The following is a 17,126-nucleotide window of genomic DNA, read 5'->3' as shown; positions in this document are numbered from 1 at the left end:
TTTGTTTTGAGAGCTGGCGCTATGACCAGCCCTGCGATTCCGATCAGGAGCGCGAAAGCAGTACGCCCAGAACGAAACCGACACCACCGGCAATGGCCAGGGCAGTGAAGGGCTTGTCGGCGGTCACATTGCGCGCGCAGTCGATGGCCTGGCCATATTGCTCCTGCAGCTTGCCTTCCAGTTGACGGGCCTTGCCCTCGGCTTGCCAATCGGCGTTGCCGGTCGCGGCACCAAAGCTATCCTGGACCTTGCCGGTAGCGTCCTTGGCATTGCCTATGATCTGATCGGTATTCATGAATGCACCTCGTGTGGGGAAACGGGGGAGGTCATGCCAAGCGGCATGCTTCCTTTATTGATCCGCGCCAGACGCATTTCGTTCAGGTCAATTTGCTGTTCGCGACATCCATCGCGGTTCCCTGTCGAGAGGATCCATGATCTCCAGCCGTATTTCCGCCCTTTGCCTGCTGTCGCTAATGGCTGGCTGCAGTACTCAGCAGCCGCCAGTCGAGCCTCCGACCGGTGCCGACGATCTCTTTGCCCGCCCCATCATCGCCGAGAGCGTTCTGCGCGACGGTTCGCGACTGCAGCTGGCGCTCGCCCTGGCGGATGGCGGTTCCGCCCTGGTATCTCTGGATTGCGCGGCTGACCAGGCCGAACTGCTCTACCTGGACGGCGCTCAGCGGGTCTATCCCGGGCGGGTGAATGCCTATGCCGCGCCCTTGCCGCTGAGCGCAGCCAAGGTCACGGCGCTCAAGCAGCGTGCCGATGTGGCAGCGCTCTGCGCCCAGCCGGCCAACACCGACTGGCGCGCCCTCGCCAGTGGCCCCGGCGGTGACACCCTGGTGATCGACCGTAACAGTCTGCTGGATGCCAACGGAGTACGTCGCTTCTGGGGCGGTCAGCAACTGGCCGTCGCGGTGCAGACGCCGCGCCATGGTGCTCCCGTGCGCCAGTGGCGCGAATCCCTGGCCGCCGATTGCACGGCGCGCCGTTACCTGCTGCTGGCGCGCTACGGCCTGGACGACCACGGGCGGGTGACGGACAGCCAGCTGGGCGCCCAGGGCCAGGAGGCCTTCAACGTGGCGCCGGTCGAGCGTCGGACGCTGCTGGAAGCCGCCTGTGACCGCCGGGACGCCTTGTTGGCCACGCCACGCATGGACGGGGTCAAGGCTGCCGCCACCCCACCGGCCGCGCCGCCGCCCGTCGGCGAATTGCCCGCGGCCCAGGCACAGCCCCTGCAGGCGCTGAAGGCGCAGGCGCTGCCGGCGCCGCGCCTGGCCGTCCAGCGCTTCGTGGAGGAGGGCGAAAGTCGCTACGAAGGCCAGACCCATGCCTATCGCGAAGAGGTGCAGGTCAGCGCGGGCTCCCAGCCCGGACTGCTGCGCTTCAGTGCCCAGGGCAAGGCGGCCCGGGTCGATTCGCTCAACTGGCGTGGGCTGATCGACCTGGTACGCCGTACCCGTATCGACAACGGCAATCTGCCGGTGGAAGAAGTGGTCAGCCTGGACCAGCTGACCTTCAGCGGCGACTGGCGCGCCCTCGCCGTTGGCAGTCAGGTCGGCTATCAGGCGCGGCAATCCCTGACCGGCAATCTCAAAGGTACCGAGCAGCGCGAAATCAGGCTGGCCTGCAAGGTGGTGGGCGAAGGCGAGGCGCGCAAGGTGCTGGCCAGCCTCAGCGGGCGGGCCAAGACCCTGGAGTGCCAGCATGGGGAGGCGGGGAGCGGACCGCGGAGTCGCTGGATCTATTTGGAAGACTACGGCTTCTTCCACCTGACCAGTGTCGGCGCCGGCCGCGCCATGGGGCTGGAAAAGCACCTGAGCGAACTGCGATAGCCGCGCCAGAGCCCTTCGCCGAATTACGGATGTTCAGAAAAGATCAGGAAGTTCCCAGGCGATAGTTGCTTTATGGGTAAATATCACTCTCGAAAAGGGCTCTTTTTGCCGAATTAGTACTGGGAGTACGCTGTGTCTATCGAAACAGCACAACCAAGAGGTATTCGCTATGAAAGTCCTGGGTGTCCAAGCCATCGTCGCCGTCCTGTTCATGGGTCTGCTGTCGGGTACGGCGTCCGCAGCCAGCCGCGACGTATCGAACAAATCGATCCGTGCCAATGCGCAAACGCAGTTCCAGTCGGAGCATCCGAATCGGGTCTCCGCGCTCTACCAGAACAACGCCAACTAGTCTGGCTGCTGTCCCGACGCCCCGGCGATCCACTCATCGCCGGGGCGTCGTGCTGTTCGGCCAGTCGCCAGGGGTGGATTTCCGCCACTTCCCCGAGCGATTCGCTTCCCCGGCAGCGCCTCCTTGGAAAGGCCGCGGTTCAGCAGCTTCCGGACTTCCGTCAGCCGCTTGCTCTGAGGCGGCGAGCGGCGCAGGCTGGGCGCCCGTCAGCAGAACGAGACAGACTGATGAAGATCGGCGAATTGGCCAGACGTACCAATTGCGCGGTCGAGACCATCCGCTACTACGAGCGGGAGGGTCTGCTGAGTCCGGCAGCGCGCAGCAGCAGCAACTATCGCAGCTATGACGAAAGTCAGGTCGAGCGCCTGGTATTCGTCCGCCACTGCCGTTCGCTGGACATGACACTGGAGGAGATTCGCGCCTTGCTCGCCCTGCGGGACACCCGTGAACCCGGCTGTGCCCAGGTGGATGCCCTGATCGGTGCCCATCTGCATCATGTCGAAGTGCGCATCCGCGAATTGAATCAGTTGCGCGAGCAGTTGGTGACCCTCAGGCGCCACTGTCAGGGAGAGGGCGAGGGTGACCGTTGCGGCATCCTGCGCGAACTCGGTCAGCCGGCGGTGCCGTCAGCGACCTCCGCCAGCTGCAGTGCGGCCGGACATGGCCATGTGCCCGGCACCCACCGTCTGCACGACTAGCCAGGGGTCAGAGCGCCTCTGCCCAGAGGTCGTACTCGTCGGCGTCGGTGACCCGCACCCAGACCTTGTCGCCCGGCTTCAGGGGATTGGCGCTGTCGACATAGACGTTGCCGTCGATTTCCGGGGCATCGGCGTAGGAGCGGCCGATGGCGCCTTGCTCGTCCACCTCGTCGATCAGGACCTCGATCTCGCGACCGATCTTGAGCTGCAGGCGCGCCGCGGAAATGGCCTGCTGGTGCGCCATGAAGCGCTCCCAGCGCGCCTGCTTGACCTCGTCCGCCACCGGGTCCAGGCCCAGCTCGTTGGCGGGTGCCCCCTCGACCGGCGAATACTGGAAGCAGCCGACGCGATCAAGCTGGGCTTCGGTGAGCCAGTCCAGCAGGTACTGGAAGTCTTCCTCGGTCTCGCCGGGGAAGCCGACGATGAAGGTGGAGCGGATGGTCAGCTCCGGGCAGATCTCGCGCCAGCGCTTAATGCGCGCCAGGGTCTTGTCCTCGAACGCCGGGCGCTTCATGGACTTGAGCACCTTGGGGCTGGCGTGCTGGAAGGGGATGTCCAGGTAGGGCAGCAGTTTGCCGGCGGCCATCAGCGGGATGACGTCGTCGACATTGGGGTAGGGGTACACATAGTGCAGGCGCACCCAGACGCCCATGCCCGACAGCGCCTCGCACAGTTCCAGCATGCGCGTCTTGACCGGCTGGCCGTTCCAGAAGTCCAGCTTGTACTTGAGGTCGACGCCGTAGGCGCTGGTGTCCTGGGAGATCACCAGCAGCTCCTTGACGCCCGCCTTGACCAGGCGCTCGGCCTCGGACAGCACGTCACCCACCGGGCGGCTGACCAGCTTGCCGCGCATGGAGGGGATGATGCAGAAGCTGCAGCTGTGGTTGCAGCCCTCGGAAATCTTCAGATAGGCGTAGTGGCGCGGGGTCAGCTTGATGCCCTGGGGCGGCACCAGGTCGATCAGCGGATTGTGCTCCAGCTGCGGCGGTACCACCTCGTGCACGGCATTGACCACCTGCTCGTACTGCTGCGGACCGGTCACCGCCAGCACGCTGGGATGCACGCCGCGGATGTTGCCCTCGTCCACGCCCATGCACCCGGTGACGATCACCTTGCCGTTCTCGGCGATGGCCTCGCCGATGGCGTCCAGGGACTCGGCCTTGGCGCTGTCGATGAAGCCGCAGGTGTTGACCACCACCACGTCGGCGTCTTCATAGGTCGGTACGATCTCGTAGCCTTCCATGCGCAGCTGGGTGAGGATGCGTTCGGAGTCGACGGTGGCCTTGGGACAGCCGAGGCTGACGAAACCGACCTTGGGGGCGGACGTTTGGATGGACATGGGCTAACCTCGGCGGGCGCTCAGGAGGCGCCTTGATCAAAAAACGCGCGATTCTAGCCATCTCTGCCGCCGCTTGGAAGGGGCCGGCGGGTCGTGGCGACCGCGCAGAGCTTTTTGCCGACCAGAGAGTCTATGGTGCGTAAGGCGCTGCGCTGAGAGGCTGCCGCGCCTGGCTACCGGCCTTTTCAACTTGATCCTGACGCCGCTTCGGCGCAGGATGCGCCGATTTTCGACTCTAGGAGCCCTGCATGAGCCGTCCGGAACACGAGCACGGTGGTAAAGCCCCTTCGGCCTTGGGAATGATCGTGCTCGCCACCGGCGTGGTATACGGCGACATCGGCACCAGTCCTCTCTATACCCTCAAGGAGGTCTTCTCGCCGCACTATGGCCTGCCGCTGAATCACGACAGCGTGCTGGGCATCCTGTCGCTGATCTTCTGGTCGCTCATCTGGGTGGTGACCCTCAAGTACATCACCTTCGTCATGCGCGCGGACAACCAGGGCGAGGGCGGCATCATGGCCCTCACGGCCCTGGCCCGTCGTGCTGCCCAGGGCTCGCCACGCCTGGCCACCACCCTGGTGCTGCTGGGGCTGTTCGGCGCCGCGCTCTTCTATGGCGACAGCATGATCACCCCGGCGGTCTCGGTGCTGTCGGCGGTGGAGGGCCTGGAACTGGCCTTCGACGGCCTGGACGCCTGGGTCGTACCCATCGCCCTGGTGATCCTGGTCGGCATCTTCGCCATCCAGAAGCGTGGTACGGCCACCATCGGCAAGTTCTTCGGTCCGGTGATGGTGCTCTGGTTCACCACCCTGGGCGCCCTGGGCGTCTATGGCATCGTCCAGCAACCCGAGGTGCTCAAGGCCTTCAATCCCTATTGGGCCGTGCAATTCTTCGTCGACAACCCGGTGAAGGGCTTCATCGTACTGGGCGCGGCCGTGCTGGCGCTGACCGGCGCCGAGGCGCTCTATGCCGACATGGGCCACTTCGGGCGCAAGCCCATCGCCCGGGCCTGGCTGCTGCTGGTGTTGCCAGGGCTGGTGCTGAACTACTTCGGCCAGGGCGCACTGCTGCTCGCCGACCCCTCCGCGGTGCGCAATCCCTTCTATCTGCTGGCGCCGGAGTGGCTGCTGCTGCCGATGATCGGCCTGGCCACCCTGGCCACCGTCATCGCCTCCCAGGCGGTGATCACCGGTGCCTTCTCCATGACCCGCCAGGCCATCCAGCTGGGCTATATCCCGCGCATGCAGGTCCAGCACACCTCCAGCCAGGAGCAGGGACAGATCTACATCCCCTTGATGAACTGGGCGCTGATGCTGGGGGTGATCTTCCTGATCCTGACCTTCCAGTCCTCGGCCAACCTGGCCGAAGCCTACGGCGTGGCCGTGACCGGCACCATGCTGATCACCAGTTGCCTGGTGTCGGCGGTGATCCTGCTGCTGTGGAAGTGGCCGCGCTGGATCATGGTGCCGCTGCTGATCGGCTTCCTGCTGGTGGACGTGCTGTACTTCTCCGCCAATGCGCCGAAGATCCTCTCCGGCGGGTCCTTCCCGGTGATCGCCGGTGTCATCATCTTCATCCTGCTGACCACCTGGAAGCGGGGCCGGCAACTGGTGGTGGAGCGCCTGGACGACGGTGCCCTGCCGCTGCCGATCTTTATCAGCAGCATCCGCGCCCAGCCGCCGTTTCGCGCCAAGGGCACCGCGGTGTTCCTCACCGCTCGTACCGATGTGGTCCCCCACGCCATGCTGCACAACCTGCTGCACAACCAGGTGCTGCACGAGCAGGTGGTACTGCTCACGGTCCGCTACGAGGACCGTCCGCGGGTATCGCGCGGCGAGCGCATCGAGGTCGAGGACTTCGGTGACGGCTTCTATCGGGTGGTGTTGCACTATGGCTTCATGGACGAACCGGACATCCCGCTGGCGCTCAGCCACTGCCCCTATCCAGGGCTGGATTTCACCCCAATGCGTACCACCTACTTCCTCAGTCGGGAGACGGTGATCGCTTCCAAGCGGCTGGGCATGGCGCCCTGGCGGGAGAATCTCTTCGTCTTCCTGATGAAGAACGCCAACGGCAACCTGAGATTCTTCAAGCTGCCGGTGAATCGGGTGATCGAGCTGGGTACCCAGGTCGAGATCTAGTCCGGCGCAGCAAGAAGAAAGGCCCCAGCAGGGGCCTTTTCCTTGCCTAGTTGAACACCGCCGGCGGCAGCGCGTCGGGATCGGTGATGAAGGGCATCTGCCAGTTGTCGAGGGTCTGACCACGGCCTTCCAGCTCGTTGCGTACCGTGCCTATGTAGCCGGCCAGGCGCAAGGGATCGCTGTAGTCGCCCTCGCTGAGGCGTTCTTCGGTGTAGAGCGTCTTGCCCTGGGCATCGACCACGCCCAAGGCCAGGTCGTGGCCATCCGCACCGGACGACACCACGCAGCCAAGGGGTTGGAAGGCATCCACCAGGATCTTGCTGGCGGCGTCGGCGGAAAGCGGTGTGCTCATGTCGGGAGTCTCCGTGGCTGTTGCAGCCATAGACCGCTGGAGACCGGCCCCTTGTTCCAGCCGTTCGTCCGGGCCCGCAGGCCCGGACGAGATACGCTATTGCGGCGTACGGGCCTCGATGGCCTTCACCATGAAGTCGGCCAGTTTGTCGTAGTTCTCGTCGAAATGGTGACCGCCCGGACGACCCAGCTTCTCACCCGGCTGACCCGCTTGGGTACAACCGCTGTCGTCCTTCTCTTCCTCGCCATAGACGCAGAACAGCTTGGCGGCGGGAATCTTGCTGGTTTCCGGCAGGGTATCGGCTTCGTCACCCGGCTTGCCCAGCCAGCCTTCCACGGCGATCTCGAAGTTGCTCTTGCGGCTGAAGGCCAGCAGCAGCAGCGAGGTCACCTGGTCCTGATCCGCCTTGGGCAGGCGGTTGTAGACCGCTGGCAGGATGTCGGCACCGAAGGAGTAGCCAGCCAGCACGAAGTGTTTGGCGTTCCACTTCTCGCGGTATTCCTGCATCAGGTTGGCCAGATCGGCCGCCACCTGTTCCGGGCTCTTGTGCTGCCAGAAATAGCGCAGCGCATCCACGCCGACCACCGGGTAACCGGCTTCGTTCATGGCCTGGGCCGAGAGCCGGTCGATGTCGCGCCAGCCGCCGTCGCCGGAGTAGAAGATGGTCACGACGTCGGGATGGCTGGGCTTGACGTCCGGATCGGCCGGCATCTCGATGGTCGGGATGTCGTTGTGCTGACCCAGCAGGCGATTCTTCAGCTGGGTACGCAGGACCACCGGCAGGGCGGTGCCGTAGTCGGCGATGGTCAGGTCGGCATTGCTCTGCTGACGCACGAAGATGGCCGAATCGTCGGTCGGATGATCGTTCCAGGCGATGTGCCATTGGCCAGCGGCCGCCTTGGCCGGCAGGGCGTCCGGGCAATCCAGGGTCTCCAGGTTGAAGCCGACGCTCAGGGCGGCCGCCTTCGGGTTGTCCTGGGTCGTCAGCCAGCGCCAGGCACGGGCGGCACCCGGGCCGATGCCGCCGACGAAGGTCGGGGCGCCACTCAGCTGCTTGGCCGCCTGGGTGAAGTCGTCGTTCTGCGCCTGGCAGTTGTTGGAAACCTTGACCTCGTATTGGACGATCTCGGCGCCGGTGTTGGTCGCCAGGCCCAGCAGATCGGCATCCGCCAGTTGCAGGTCCGACGGCGTGGCCAGGACCACGCGGGCATGCGGCTCGCCCTTGGGTGCGGCCATGGTCAGCAAGCGGCCATCCGACTGTTCCAGGACCTTGACCTGGGGCGCCGACGGCCAGCGATGAAGCCACCACCAGCCCAGGCCTCCAGCGATCAGCAGGATGACGAGCAGTACTGCGAGTGCACGTTTCAGCATAGGAGTCTCAACGTTTGACCAGGCCGGTATAACCCCCGGCGATTAGGGCGGCGGTATCGGCGAAGGCGACCAGCGGATCCAGGCCGGCGGGCACCGCCATGTAGCGCGGTTCCCATTCCGGATCGAACTTGTCCTTGAAGCGACGCAGCCCCTGGAAGTTATAGAACTGTTCGCCACGTCGGAACACCATGGCCCCCAGGCGCTGGGTGATGGGGGCGCCACGGCGGGGGTGCAGCCCGGCCAGCGGGACCATGCCCAGGGAGAAGCGGGCGAAGCCGGCGGCCTTGAAGTGCAGGATCAGCCCCAGCATGAGGAATTCCATGGTCTGCTTGGGCGCATCCGCGGTGACCCGCATCAGGTCGATGCTGGCCAGGTCGGGGCGTTCGGTTTCCAGGAGGTTGGCGAAGGCCACTGCCTTGTCCTGGAAACGCACCACGGCGATACGAAAGTGCTTGAGGTAGGTCGGATCGAAACGACCCAGGGAAAAGCCCTTCTCGCGCACCTGCTTGCTCTCCAGCCAGACGTCGGAGATGGCCTTGAGCTCGTCCAGCGGCGCTTCGCCCGGGGCGTGGAACTCGATCGCCAGGCCGTCGCGTTGGCCGCGGTTCCAAGTGTATCTCAGGTCCTTCTTGCCCTTGCTGTCGAGATCGAAGGCATGCAGGTCGACCCGCGCCTCTTCGCCGAGCTTGAGCGCGGTCAGGCCAATGTCCATGTAGAAGGGCAGGTTCTCGGCACGCACCTGATAGAACACCGGCCGGGCATGGTGCAGGTCGCAGAGGTCGCGGAATTTCCAGATCAGCTCGGCGCGGGGCTGAGAGCGGCCAATGGGATCGAAGAGGGCGATCAGACTGCGGCCCCGTCGTCCGTACATCAGGAAGGCATCGTCGCTGTCGTGGAAGAGCAGGGCCTTGTCACCGGTCATCACCAGGCCGCCATCCGGCTGACTGGATTTGCGCACGATGCCGAGGGCGTGCTCGAGCTCGGCGCTGGTGGGGGCTTCGATGGGCGGCGGCGCGGCGCGCAGCAGCCAGCCCAGGGCGATGATCAGCAGCAGGACCGAACTGCCCAGGGCGGCACGCAGGCCGCGTGGGGCATCGGCATCCAGCGCGAATTGCCACCAGAGGCGGGTGTCGTAGGGAACGTCCTGATAGGCGAACAGCAGCAGCCACACCGAGGCGGCGACCACGCAGATGCTGGCGGTCACGTACAGCGGCGAGAAGGGCTGTTCCATCAGCCGGCTACGGCGATAGAAGGATTTGCGGAAGATGGCGAGCAGCGCGGCCGTCATCGCCAGAATGGAGGCTTCCTCCCAGTCGAAACCTTTCAACAGGGACAGCAGGCAGCCCAGCAGCAGCAAGACCAAGGTCACCGCCCAAGCCGCGGAGAGGCGCCGGCGCAATCCCTGCGCCAGCAATAGACAGACGACGCCGATCAGGCTCGCGCCCAGGTGGGAGGCATCGATCAACCGCTGGGGCAGCAGGAAGTCCATGCCCTCCAGGCGGGTGTCTATTTCAGGGGTGACCCCAGAAAAAAGCAGTACCACCCCAGAAAAAAAAACCAGGATGGCGAGGATGGGCGCCGCCAGGCCGGAGGCGACCCGTACGGCCGAACTGTTCGACAGCAGGCGGCGGCCTTCGCTGAACAGTAGCACCAGGCAGGCGATCACGAACGGCAGCAGCACATAGAACAGGCGGTAGACCACCAGCGCCGCGGCCAGCTGGGCGGCGCCCAGCTCGTTGGCGAAGGCTGCCAGCAGTACCGCCTCGAACACGCCGACACCGCCCGGAACGTGACTGAGCACCCCGGCGGCCAGCGCCAGCAGGTAGACCAGCAGGAAGGCACCGAAGGGCGGCGCCGTGGGCAGCAGCAGATAGAGCACCATCGAGGCGGCGGTCACGTCGAGGATGGTGATCACCAGCTGCAGCGCGGACAGCCGCAGGGTTGGCAGGCGCAGAGCGCGCTTGCCGATGCGGAAGTGCAGGGCATGGGCGCAGGGCTGTTCGGGCACCCGCCAGCGGCGCAGGGCCAGGATGCCGATGGCATAGCCGATCAGAATCAGGGCGGACACGGTGATGATCACCGCTTCCGGAACGCGAAGGGCCTGGGTGGACGCGGGCAGGTTGGTCAGGGCGGCGATGGCGGCCAGGGGCGGCAGGGCGGTGCCCAGCGCCAGGCTGGAGAACACCGTCATCTGCGCCACTTCCAGGGCGCTGAGGCCCTGACGGGCATAGAGGCGATAGCGCACCGACCCACCGGACAGCATGGACAGGCCAATCGCGTTGCCGATGGCGAAGGCGGTAAGGCCGCCCATGGTCCAGGCGCGTGCCGGCAGCTTGACGTCGGCGAAGCGCATGGCCGACCACTCGTAGCCGAGCAGGATGGTGAAGCCGGCGGCCGCGGCGATCAGCGCGCCGATCAGGGAGGAATGGGGGATATCGTGAAGGGCATCGTGAAGGGCTTCGCCATCGATGCTGCTCAGCAGATGCCAGCAGACCACCAGGGCGGCGGCGAACAACACCAGCGTCAGACCCAGTTCGATGGGTTGCCGGTAGGCCGTCAGGCGCTCCAGGAGGCGCCAGGGCAGCGCCTGAGGGGGCGAAACGGGGTGGTCCGCAGGGGATGCCGGCTTCGAGGAGACCTCTTTGGCTGGATCGGGTGCAGTCATGCAAACTCCTCTAGACAGGAACGCGCGTCAGATTACTGGTCGCGCGCGGTTTGCCAAGCCTTGTACAGATAAAAAAGCTCTATACCAACCTTTGTAGCTCTTGTAGCTACAGAGTTCGCACCGCCTGGATCTGACCTGGGTCAAATTCAGGGCAAAAAAAAACCACTCAAAAGAGTGGTTTTTTCGAATTTGGTTGCGGGAGCTGGATTTGAACCAACGACCTTCGGGTTATGAGCCCGACGAGCTACCAGACTGCTCCATCCCGCGTCCGATGTGGCTCAGTATAGGGCCAAGAAAAAATTCGTCAAGAAAAAATTTAATATTCATCAAAGGCTTATTTACCAAGCAGGGGTGGGCCTACTTGTCGCCGTCGCTTTTCTGCATCTGCACCGACGCCTTTTCACCGCTGGAGCGATTCTGCTGATCCGATTGGTCGCGATCGAAGCAGCCACCCAGCATGAGACTGAGAAGCAGGGCAGAGGACACGAGTAGAGGGCGTTTCATGAGGGTTCTCCTAGAGGTACGTCCTCAGTCGACCTGTCTCGGCGGCAAAGGGTCCGGAAACCCGATGAGGGCCCCGGTGCGGTCAAGTGAGAAGGTGATAGCAAAACGCCGCTAAGCGACTGAGGCGGGTGGTGGCCATGTGCTACCCTCGCCGGGTGTTATGGAGAACCTCATGCACCCTTCCCAGGATTCGAGTCGTCTGGATCAGCGCATCATGCGCGTGATGGATCACGATATAGCGGCCCTGGTCGCCCAATTGTGCAATCTTTCCCTGGCGCTTACCGGCAGCAGCGCCAAAGGTGCGTCCGAAATGGCACTTCAGGTCGTGAAGAAAGTCGAATTGCTCGTCGACGACATGGAGACGCTCCGCGCCGCTGCGCAGGAATTGCTGGACACCCCGTCCCGCCATGTTCGCTCCGGCCATATAGAAGAGCGGACCGTCATCGCCGGCGACGAGGGTGCACCTTTCGACGATGGGCAGCGCGACCGAACCGTTTGACCAGGAAAGTCCAAGGGGCCGCCATGAATCTCCTGCTGGAAACCTTGCTCCAACATCTCCAGGGCCTGGGTCGCATCGAGTTCTTCGAGCGCAGCGAGCATTTCGCGCGGTTGATGGTCACCACACCCGACGGCGTGATCGCCGAGCGCCACCTCTATTACGACCAGTTGCATCATGCCCACGACCTCAAGGCGGTGGTCGATGAGCTGCGCGAAGAGGTCGTCCATCGGCAACGCCTGCTACAAGACGTCGGTTAACGGGCGATTCGTCGTCCACCATGGACAAATCCGAGCGGTCTTGGCTTACTGTACGGATAGTCAGCCGCCAAGCCCGGCCCGGCATCTCCTTTCATGGCTCCGGACAGTTCTCCCGCCCAGCTCCCACCCAAGCGCCAGCGCAAGATCATCCATGTCGACTGTGACTGCTTCTATGCGTCCATCGAGATGCGCGACGATCCGCGCCTGGGCGGCAAGCCGCTGGCGGTAGGCGGGACCCCCGATCGGCGCGGGGTGGTCGCCACCTGCAACTACGAGGCCCGGGCCTTCGGGGTGCGCTCCGCCATGTCGTCCCATCAGGCGCAGAAGCTCTGTCCCGACCTGGTCTTCGTCAAGCCGCGCTTCGAGGTCTACAAGGAGGTGTCGCGGCAGATCCACGGAATTTTCCAGGACTACACCGAGCTGATCGAGCCGCTGTCCCTCGACGAAGCCTATCTGGATGTCACCCAGTGCGAGTTGTTCAACGGCAGCGCCACCCTGATCGCCCGCGATATCCGCAGGCGGGTTTGGCAGGAGCTGAACATCACGGTGTCCGCCGGAGTCGCGCCCAACAAGTTCCTCGCCAAGATCGCCAGCGACTGGAGAAAGCCCAATGGGCTGTTCGTCATCGCTCCGCACGAGGTGGACGACTTCGTCGCCACGCTGCCGGTGGCCAAGCTGCATGGCGTGGGCAAGGTCACCGCCGACAAGCTCAAGCGCCGCGGCATCGTCTTCTGCAGCGATCTGCAGACCTGGTCGCGCTTCGATCTGCTGCGCGAATTCGGCAGCTTCGGCGAGCGACTCTGGTCGCTGGCCCATGGGATCGACGAACGCCAGGTCAAAGTGGACAGCCAGCGGCAGTCGGCCAGCGTGGAGCGCACCTATGACCGCGATCTGCCCGATGCCGCCGCCTGTGCGCAGGAATTGCCCGAGTTGCTGGCCAAGCTCGAAGAACGCCTGACGCGTCTGGCCGACCGCTATCGTCCGGAGCGGCCCTTCATCAAGGTCAAGTTCCATGATTTCACCCAGACCACCCTCGAGCAGCAGGGCGCCGGTCGTGATCTCGACAGCTATCGGCGCCTGCTGGAGCAGGCCTATCGGCGGGGTAATCGGCCGGTACGGCTGCTCGGTGTGGGCGTGCGCCTGACCGATCTGCGCGAGGCGGCGCTGCAGCTCAGGCTGTTCGAGGACTAGCCCGCTAGAGCGGGCTCTTGGCCTGGGCGGACAGATTGACGATGGCCGCGTCCAGTTCTTCCAGCGCCGGACTGGAGGTCGGCGCGCCCTGCTTGAGCAGGGTTTCGCTGTGCTGGCAGGCGGCGCGCAGCTGGGGCACGCCGCAATAGCGCGTGGCGCCATGCAGGCGGTGGACGCGCTCGATGAGGGCGATGCGATCGCCGTCTTCGCGCGCCTGGCGGATGGCCTGGCGGTCCGCCGCCAGGGAGGCGAGCAGCATGCTCAGCAGATCCTTGGCCAGGTCCGGCTTGTTGGCGGCCAGGCGCAGTCCCTCGTCGGCGTCCATCACCGGCAGGGTGGAGATGTCCTGGCCGCCGCTGTTGAGGCTGGCGACCTCGGGTGCCGAGCTGTGCAGCAGGCGCAGGCCGGTCCACTTGAGGATGACCTGGGCCAGTTGCCGATCGCTGATGGGCTTGGTGAGGTAGTCGTCCATGCCGCTCTGCAGCAGGGCGCGTTTCTCGTTGGCCATGGCGTGGGCGGTAAGGGCGACGATGGGCACCGGGGTACCACCTTCACTGGCTTCCCAGTCGCGGATCGCCTCGGTGGCCTGGCGGCCGTCCATGCCGGGCATCTGCACGTCCATGAATACCAGGTCGAAGCGCTCCTGCTGAACGGCCTCCACCGCGGCATAGCCGCTTTCCACTGCGGTGACCTGGGCGCCAAGGTCGGTCAGCAAGGTCTCCACCAGCAGCAGGTTGGCCGGGTTGTCGTCGACGCAGAGCAGCCGCGGCGGCCGGTCGGTGATGCCCAGGCCGCCGCTCTCGTTGCGTTGCGGGCGCTGGTTGAGCAACTCGGCCACCGCCTGCTCCAGCTTGCGGCTGCAGGCCGGCTTGGAGTGCAGCTGGCAATGGACATCCGGCAGGGAGGCGTGGAACACCGCCTGGTCGGTGGTGGGGCAATAGACCAGGGTATTGCAGTCCTGGCGACCCAGTTCCCAGATGCGCTCGGTGAGCAGATCCGGCGGGATGCTGCGGGCACTGACGCCGAGCACCGCCAGGCTGACCGGCAGCTTGCCGGACGCCGGGTGGGCGACCGCTTCGCTGAGTTGCTCCAAGGTCTCGAAAGACTCCACGCTCAGGCCACACTCTTCCAACTGGTGCTGCAGCGCCTGGCGGGTGAGGGGGTGGGGCTCCACCAGGCCGACGCGGCGACCGGCCAAGGCGATGCGCTTGTGGCTCTCGACACTGCCATGGGCCTTGGGCAGGTTGAGCGTGATCCAGAATTCCGAGCCCTCGCCGGGAATGCTCTCCAGGCCGATCTCTCCCCCCATCTGCTCGATCAGGCGCTTGGAGATGACCAGGCCGAGACCGGTACCGCCAGCCTGGCGGGTCAGGGAGTTGTCGGCCTGGGAGAAGGCCTGGAACAGCATCTGCCGGTCTTCATCGGTGAGGCCGACCCCGGTGTCCTGGACGCTGATGCGCAGCTGGGCGTGGTCGTCGGTCTCTTCCTCGACCATGGCGCGCACGGCGATGGTGCCGGAATGAGTGAACTTGATGGCGTTGCTCACCAGGTTGGTGAGCACCTGGCGCAGGCGTTGCGGATCGCCGACCAGGTGGGTCGGCGTGTCGCGGTAGACCAGGCAGACCAGCTCCAGGTGCTTTTCATGGGCCGAGGGCGCTAGAATGGTCAGGGTGTCCTGGATCATGTCGCGCAGGTTGAACGGCAGATTCTCCAGCACCAGCTTGCCGGCCTCGATCTTCGAGAAGTCGAGGATCTCGTTGATGATGCCCAGGAGGCTCTCGGCGGAATTCTGGATGGTGCTCAGGTAATCCTGCTGGCGCGGGGTCAGCTCGCTCTTCTGCATCAGATTGGTGAAGCCAATGATGCCGTTGAGCGGGGTGCGGATCTCGTGGCTCATGTTGGCCAGGAATTCCGACTTGATGCGGCTGGCTTCCAGCGCCGCCTTGCGCGCCAGGTCCAGTTCGATGTTCTGGATCTCGATGGTTTCCAGATTCTGGCGCACGTCCTCGGTGGCCTGGTCGATGTTGTTCTGCATCTCGAACTGGGCGTTTTCCATGGCTTCGGCCATGCGATTGATGCCGGTCGCCAGCTCGTCGAATTCGGGGCTGCCGAGCTGGATCGGCAGGCGCGTTTCCAGGCGACCCTCCTGCAGCTGGCCGACCCCCTGGGCGATCACCTGCAGCGGCCGGTTGATGCGGCGGCCCATGCGCACGGCGATGAAGGCGGTGAAAGCCAGGCCGAGCAGGATCAGCAAGAGGCCGGCCACCAGGTTGCGATAGCCGCGCAGCAGGGTGGCGTGATGGGAGAGTTCGAGCTGGATCCAGCCCAGGGTCTGGGGCGTGGCCGGACTGCCGTCGCTGCGAGTCAGGCGCAGATCATGGGTCTGCACCGGCAGGTTGAAGTGGGTGATGTCCAGCCCGGATCTCATGCTGATGGTCTGGTAGTCGTGCCCGGTGAGCTCCACGGTCATCGAGGGACCGGCGTGGGCGAGGAGGTTGCCGTCGGCATCCAGAAAGCTGATGGCCCGGACATCGGCCTGGTCGAGGGCGCGCTGGGCGATACGGTTGAGCTGGTCGTTGTCGCCGGTGCGCATGGCCGGGGCGATGAGGGGAGCCATCTGCTGGGCCACCAGCTGGCCATGCTCGATGAGCTGGCTGCGCATGTCGGACAGCTGCACCCAGCTGAAGTAGACGCCCAGCAGGGCCGCCATGCAGCAGGTCGGGAGGACGCTCAACAGCAGGATGCGCCCCTTGAGTCCCAATTCGTCCAGCACTGCGCGTCCCCCGAGGAAATTGGCGAGTCTAACCCCTTTACCAAATGTAAAGAGAGTCTTTGCGAAAGGGGTCGCACTCCCTGGCGCTCCGATTCGCGAAAATCCGCGAAGGCTGCCACGGTCCCTGGCCGGGGTGCACAACCATTGACCCCATCGGCGGTCTGGTAGGGACTACCGGTCGTTCCGGTGCGGTTGCGTGCGAGGAGATCCTTTGAAGAAGAGTTGCAGTCTGATGCTGGCGGGCGCCCTGTTCCTGGGGACCGGCTGGATGGCGTCGACCCAGGCCCAGGAGCCGCAGAAGACCACCCTGGTGGAGCGGGGGTCGATGTATTACAGCTTCGAGACGCACCTGCTCGACTCGGCGGACGGCAAGCGCCGCTATCGGGTCTATATCGGCATTCCCAAGCAGCCGGCGCCGATGATGGGCTATCCCGCGCTGTTCCTGCTCGACGGCGATGCCGCCCTGGCGCAACTCCAGGATGTCTGGCTGTCGCCCCATAAACTGAAGAGTGCCCCGGTGCTGGTGGCGATCGGTTATGCCGATGCCGCGGACGCCATGCAGGAACGCACCTACGACTACACCCCGGCGGTGGGCAATGGCCGCATGCGCGACGACGTGCGCAAGGACTGGCCGGCGGGGGGCTCGCGGGCCTTTCTCGACCTGATCGAACAGCGCATCAAGCCGCTGCTGACCCAGAGCGTGCCGGTGGACCCCAATCGCCAGACCCTCTGGGGCCATGGCTACGGCGGACTGTTCGTGCTCGACACCCTCTATCGGCAGCCGCAGGCCTTCCAGCGCTACGTGGCGAGCGATGTCGCCTATGGCTGGCAGCAGGGCTTCATTCTCAAGCGGGCCCAGGAATTCCAGGGCGTGGGGGGCGCCCGGCCGGTGCAGCTCTGGCTGTATTCCGGTACCGAGGACCTCACCCGCAAGGTGGCGCCCGATGCCGCCAGGCGGCTGGCCGAGCGCCTGGCCGGGCTGCCGGGGATGCAGGTGACTCCCCAGGTGCAACCCAACCTAGGGCCGGAGGGCATTCTCTCGCTGAGCCTGCCCGCCGCCCTGGAGGTGGCCAGCGACGGTGCCGCCACGCGCCGCCCTTAGCCAGGCGCCGGACGGGTAGGGTCGGCGTGGCTTTGGGAGTATCATGGAAG

The 17,126-nt window shown here is 65.0% G+C and carries 15 protein-coding genes and 1 tRNA gene; 8 read left to right on the top strand and 8 right to left on the bottom strand.

Features of this window, described 5'->3' with window-relative positions; genetic code table 11:
- Positions 1-43: 43 nt before the first annotated feature.
- On the bottom strand, positions 44-295 hold the full coding sequence (locus tag RCF34_RS03905; RefSeq protein ID WP_017642209.1) for a CsbD family protein: 252 nt from the start codon (positions 293-295) through the stop codon (positions 44-46).
- A 136-nt stretch (positions 296-431) separates the two neighbouring features.
- Between RCF34_RS03905 and RCF34_RS03900 the strand changes: the two genes are divergently transcribed.
- From RCF34_RS03900 to cadR, 3 genes are all read left to right on the top strand, one after another.
- Positions 432-1,835, top strand: a complete 1,404-nt coding sequence (locus RCF34_RS03900; protein WP_308706991.1) for a hypothetical protein — start codon at positions 432-434, stop codon at positions 1,833-1,835.
- A gap of 169 nt (positions 1,836-2,004) precedes the next feature.
- Positions 2,005-2,184: a hypothetical protein gene (locus RCF34_RS03895; RefSeq protein WP_183629462.1), complete on the top strand. Its 180-nt coding sequence runs from the start codon at positions 2,005-2,007 to the stop codon at positions 2,182-2,184.
- Positions 2,185-2,411: 227 nt separating this feature from the next.
- Entirely contained in the window at positions 2,412-2,882 is a 471-nt protein-coding gene (cadR, locus tag RCF34_RS03890; protein ID WP_308706990.1) for a Cd(II)/Pb(II)-responsive transcriptional regulator, read from the top strand.
- A gap of 7 nt (positions 2,883-2,889) precedes the next feature.
- On the opposite strand, the gene rimO is transcribed toward cadR, so the two are convergent.
- Complete coding sequence (rimO, locus tag RCF34_RS03885) at positions 2,890-4,215, bottom strand: 30S ribosomal protein S12 methylthiotransferase RimO (protein ID WP_308707519.1); 1,326 nt, start codon at positions 4,213-4,215, stop codon at positions 2,890-2,892.
- 305 nt (positions 4,216-4,520) lie between these two features.
- Between rimO and RCF34_RS03880 the strand changes: the two genes are divergently transcribed.
- Positions 4,521-6,362: a potassium transporter Kup gene (locus RCF34_RS03880; RefSeq protein ID WP_308707518.1), complete on the top strand. Its 1,842-nt coding sequence runs from the start codon at positions 4,521-4,523 to the stop codon at positions 6,360-6,362.
- Positions 6,363-6,408: 46 nt separating this feature from the next.
- On the opposite strand, the gene RCF34_RS03875 is transcribed toward RCF34_RS03880, so the two are convergent.
- The 5 genes from RCF34_RS03875 to RCF34_RS03855 all read right to left on the bottom strand — a co-directional run bounded on the left by RCF34_RS03875 (position 6,409) and on the right by RCF34_RS03855 (position 11,254).
- On the bottom strand, positions 6,409-6,714 hold the full coding sequence (locus tag RCF34_RS03875) for a hypothetical protein (RefSeq protein ID WP_308706989.1): 306 nt from the start codon (positions 6,712-6,714) through the stop codon (positions 6,409-6,411).
- A 96-nt stretch (positions 6,715-6,810) separates the two neighbouring features.
- The gene (locus RCF34_RS03870) at positions 6,811-8,085 is read right to left on the bottom strand and encodes an AcvB/VirJ family lysyl-phosphatidylglycerol hydrolase (RefSeq protein WP_308706988.1); all 1,275 of its coding nucleotides are present in this window, start codon (positions 8,083-8,085) and stop codon (positions 6,811-6,813) included.
- Between the two features lie 7 nt (positions 8,086-8,092).
- On the bottom strand, positions 8,093-10,750 hold the full coding sequence (mprF, locus tag RCF34_RS03865) for a bifunctional lysylphosphatidylglycerol flippase/synthetase MprF (RefSeq protein ID WP_308706987.1): 2,658 nt from the start codon (positions 10,748-10,750) through the stop codon (positions 8,093-8,095).
- Positions 10,751-10,940: 190 nt separating this feature from the next.
- Positions 10,941-11,017, bottom strand: a tRNA-Met gene (locus tag RCF34_RS03860).
- Between the two features lie 90 nt (positions 11,018-11,107).
- On the bottom strand, positions 11,108-11,254 hold the full coding sequence (locus tag RCF34_RS03855; protein ID WP_166655896.1) for a hypothetical protein: 147 nt from the start codon (positions 11,252-11,254) through the stop codon (positions 11,108-11,110).
- A gap of 172 nt (positions 11,255-11,426) precedes the next feature.
- Between RCF34_RS03855 and RCF34_RS03850 the strand changes: the two genes are divergently transcribed.
- The 3 genes from RCF34_RS03850 to dinB all read left to right on the top strand — a co-directional run bounded on the left by RCF34_RS03850 (position 11,427) and on the right by dinB (position 13,201).
- A complete protein-coding gene (locus RCF34_RS03850) occupies positions 11,427-11,753 on the top strand; it encodes a hypothetical protein (RefSeq protein WP_308706986.1) in 327 nt (108 codons plus the stop codon).
- Positions 11,754-11,776: 23 nt separating this feature from the next.
- Positions 11,777-12,010, top strand: a complete 234-nt coding sequence (locus RCF34_RS03845; RefSeq protein WP_208691707.1) for a hypothetical protein — start codon at positions 11,777-11,779, stop codon at positions 12,008-12,010.
- Positions 12,011-12,103: 93 nt separating this feature from the next.
- Positions 12,104-13,201 carry a DNA polymerase IV gene (dinB, locus tag RCF34_RS03840; RefSeq protein WP_308706985.1) on the top strand — a complete coding sequence of 366 codons (1,098 nt, stop codon included), beginning with the start codon at positions 12,104-12,106 and terminating at the stop codon, positions 13,199-13,201.
- A gap of 4 nt (positions 13,202-13,205) precedes the next feature.
- Here dinB and RCF34_RS03835 read toward each other — a convergent pair whose 3' ends face one another.
- Positions 13,206-15,974: a response regulator gene (locus RCF34_RS03835; protein ID WP_308706984.1), complete on the bottom strand. Its 2,769-nt coding sequence runs from the start codon at positions 15,972-15,974 to the stop codon at positions 13,206-13,208.
- A 211-nt stretch (positions 15,975-16,185) separates the two neighbouring features.
- Here RCF34_RS03835 and RCF34_RS03830 point away from each other — a divergent pair, with 211 nt between their 5' ends.
- Positions 16,186-17,076 (top strand): alpha/beta hydrolase-fold protein, encoded by an 891-nt coding sequence (locus RCF34_RS03830; RefSeq protein WP_308706983.1) that lies wholly within the window; start codon positions 16,186-16,188, stop codon positions 17,074-17,076.
- The last annotated feature ends 50 nt before the right edge of the window (positions 17,077-17,126 follow it).

It is taken from the genome of Pseudomonas sp. 102515, assembly GCF_031085165.1.
Taxonomy (GTDB): Bacteria; Pseudomonadota; Gammaproteobacteria; order Pseudomonadales; family Pseudomonadaceae; genus Chryseomonas.
The sequence above is the reverse complement of the archived record's forward strand: the minus strand, read 5'-3'. Positions and strand labels throughout refer to the sequence as shown.

Bases quoted from the DNA above. Each gene is read 5' to 3' on its own strand.
- mprF (WP_308706987.1), bottom strand. From the start codon at position 10,750: ATGACTGCACCCGATCCAGCCAAAGAGGTCTCCTCGAAGCCGGCATCC.
- RCF34_RS03900 (WP_308706991.1), top strand. From the start codon at position 432: ATGATCTCCAGCCGTATTTCCGCCCTTTGCCTGCTGTCGCTAATGGCT.
- RCF34_RS03880 (WP_308707518.1), top strand. From the start codon at position 4,521: ATGATCGTGCTCGCCACCGGCGTGGTATACGGCGACATCGGCACCAGT.
- RCF34_RS03855 (WP_166655896.1), bottom strand. From the start codon at position 11,254: ATGAAACGCCCTCTACTCGTGTCCTCTGCCCTGCTTCTCAGTCTCATG.
- RCF34_RS03870 (WP_308706988.1), bottom strand. From the start codon at position 8,085: ATGCTGAAACGTGCACTCGCAGTACTGCTCGTCATCCTGCTGATCGCT.
- dinB (WP_308706985.1), top strand. From the start codon at position 12,104: ATGGCTCCGGACAGTTCTCCCGCCCAGCTCCCACCCAAGCGCCAGCGC.
- RCF34_RS03895 (WP_183629462.1), top strand. From the start codon at position 2,005: ATGAAAGTCCTGGGTGTCCAAGCCATCGTCGCCGTCCTGTTCATGGGT.
- RCF34_RS03875 (WP_308706989.1), bottom strand. From the start codon at position 6,714: ATGAGCACACCGCTTTCCGCCGACGCCGCCAGCAAGATCCTGGTGGAT.
- RCF34_RS03845 (WP_208691707.1), top strand. From the start codon at position 11,777: ATGAATCTCCTGCTGGAAACCTTGCTCCAACATCTCCAGGGCCTGGGT.
- RCF34_RS03905 (WP_017642209.1), bottom strand. From the start codon at position 295: ATGAATACCGATCAGATCATAGGCAATGCCAAGGACGCTACCGGCAAG.
- RCF34_RS03850 (WP_308706986.1), top strand. From the start codon at position 11,427: ATGCACCCTTCCCAGGATTCGAGTCGTCTGGATCAGCGCATCATGCGC.
- cadR (WP_308706990.1), top strand. From the start codon at position 2,412: ATGAAGATCGGCGAATTGGCCAGACGTACCAATTGCGCGGTCGAGACC.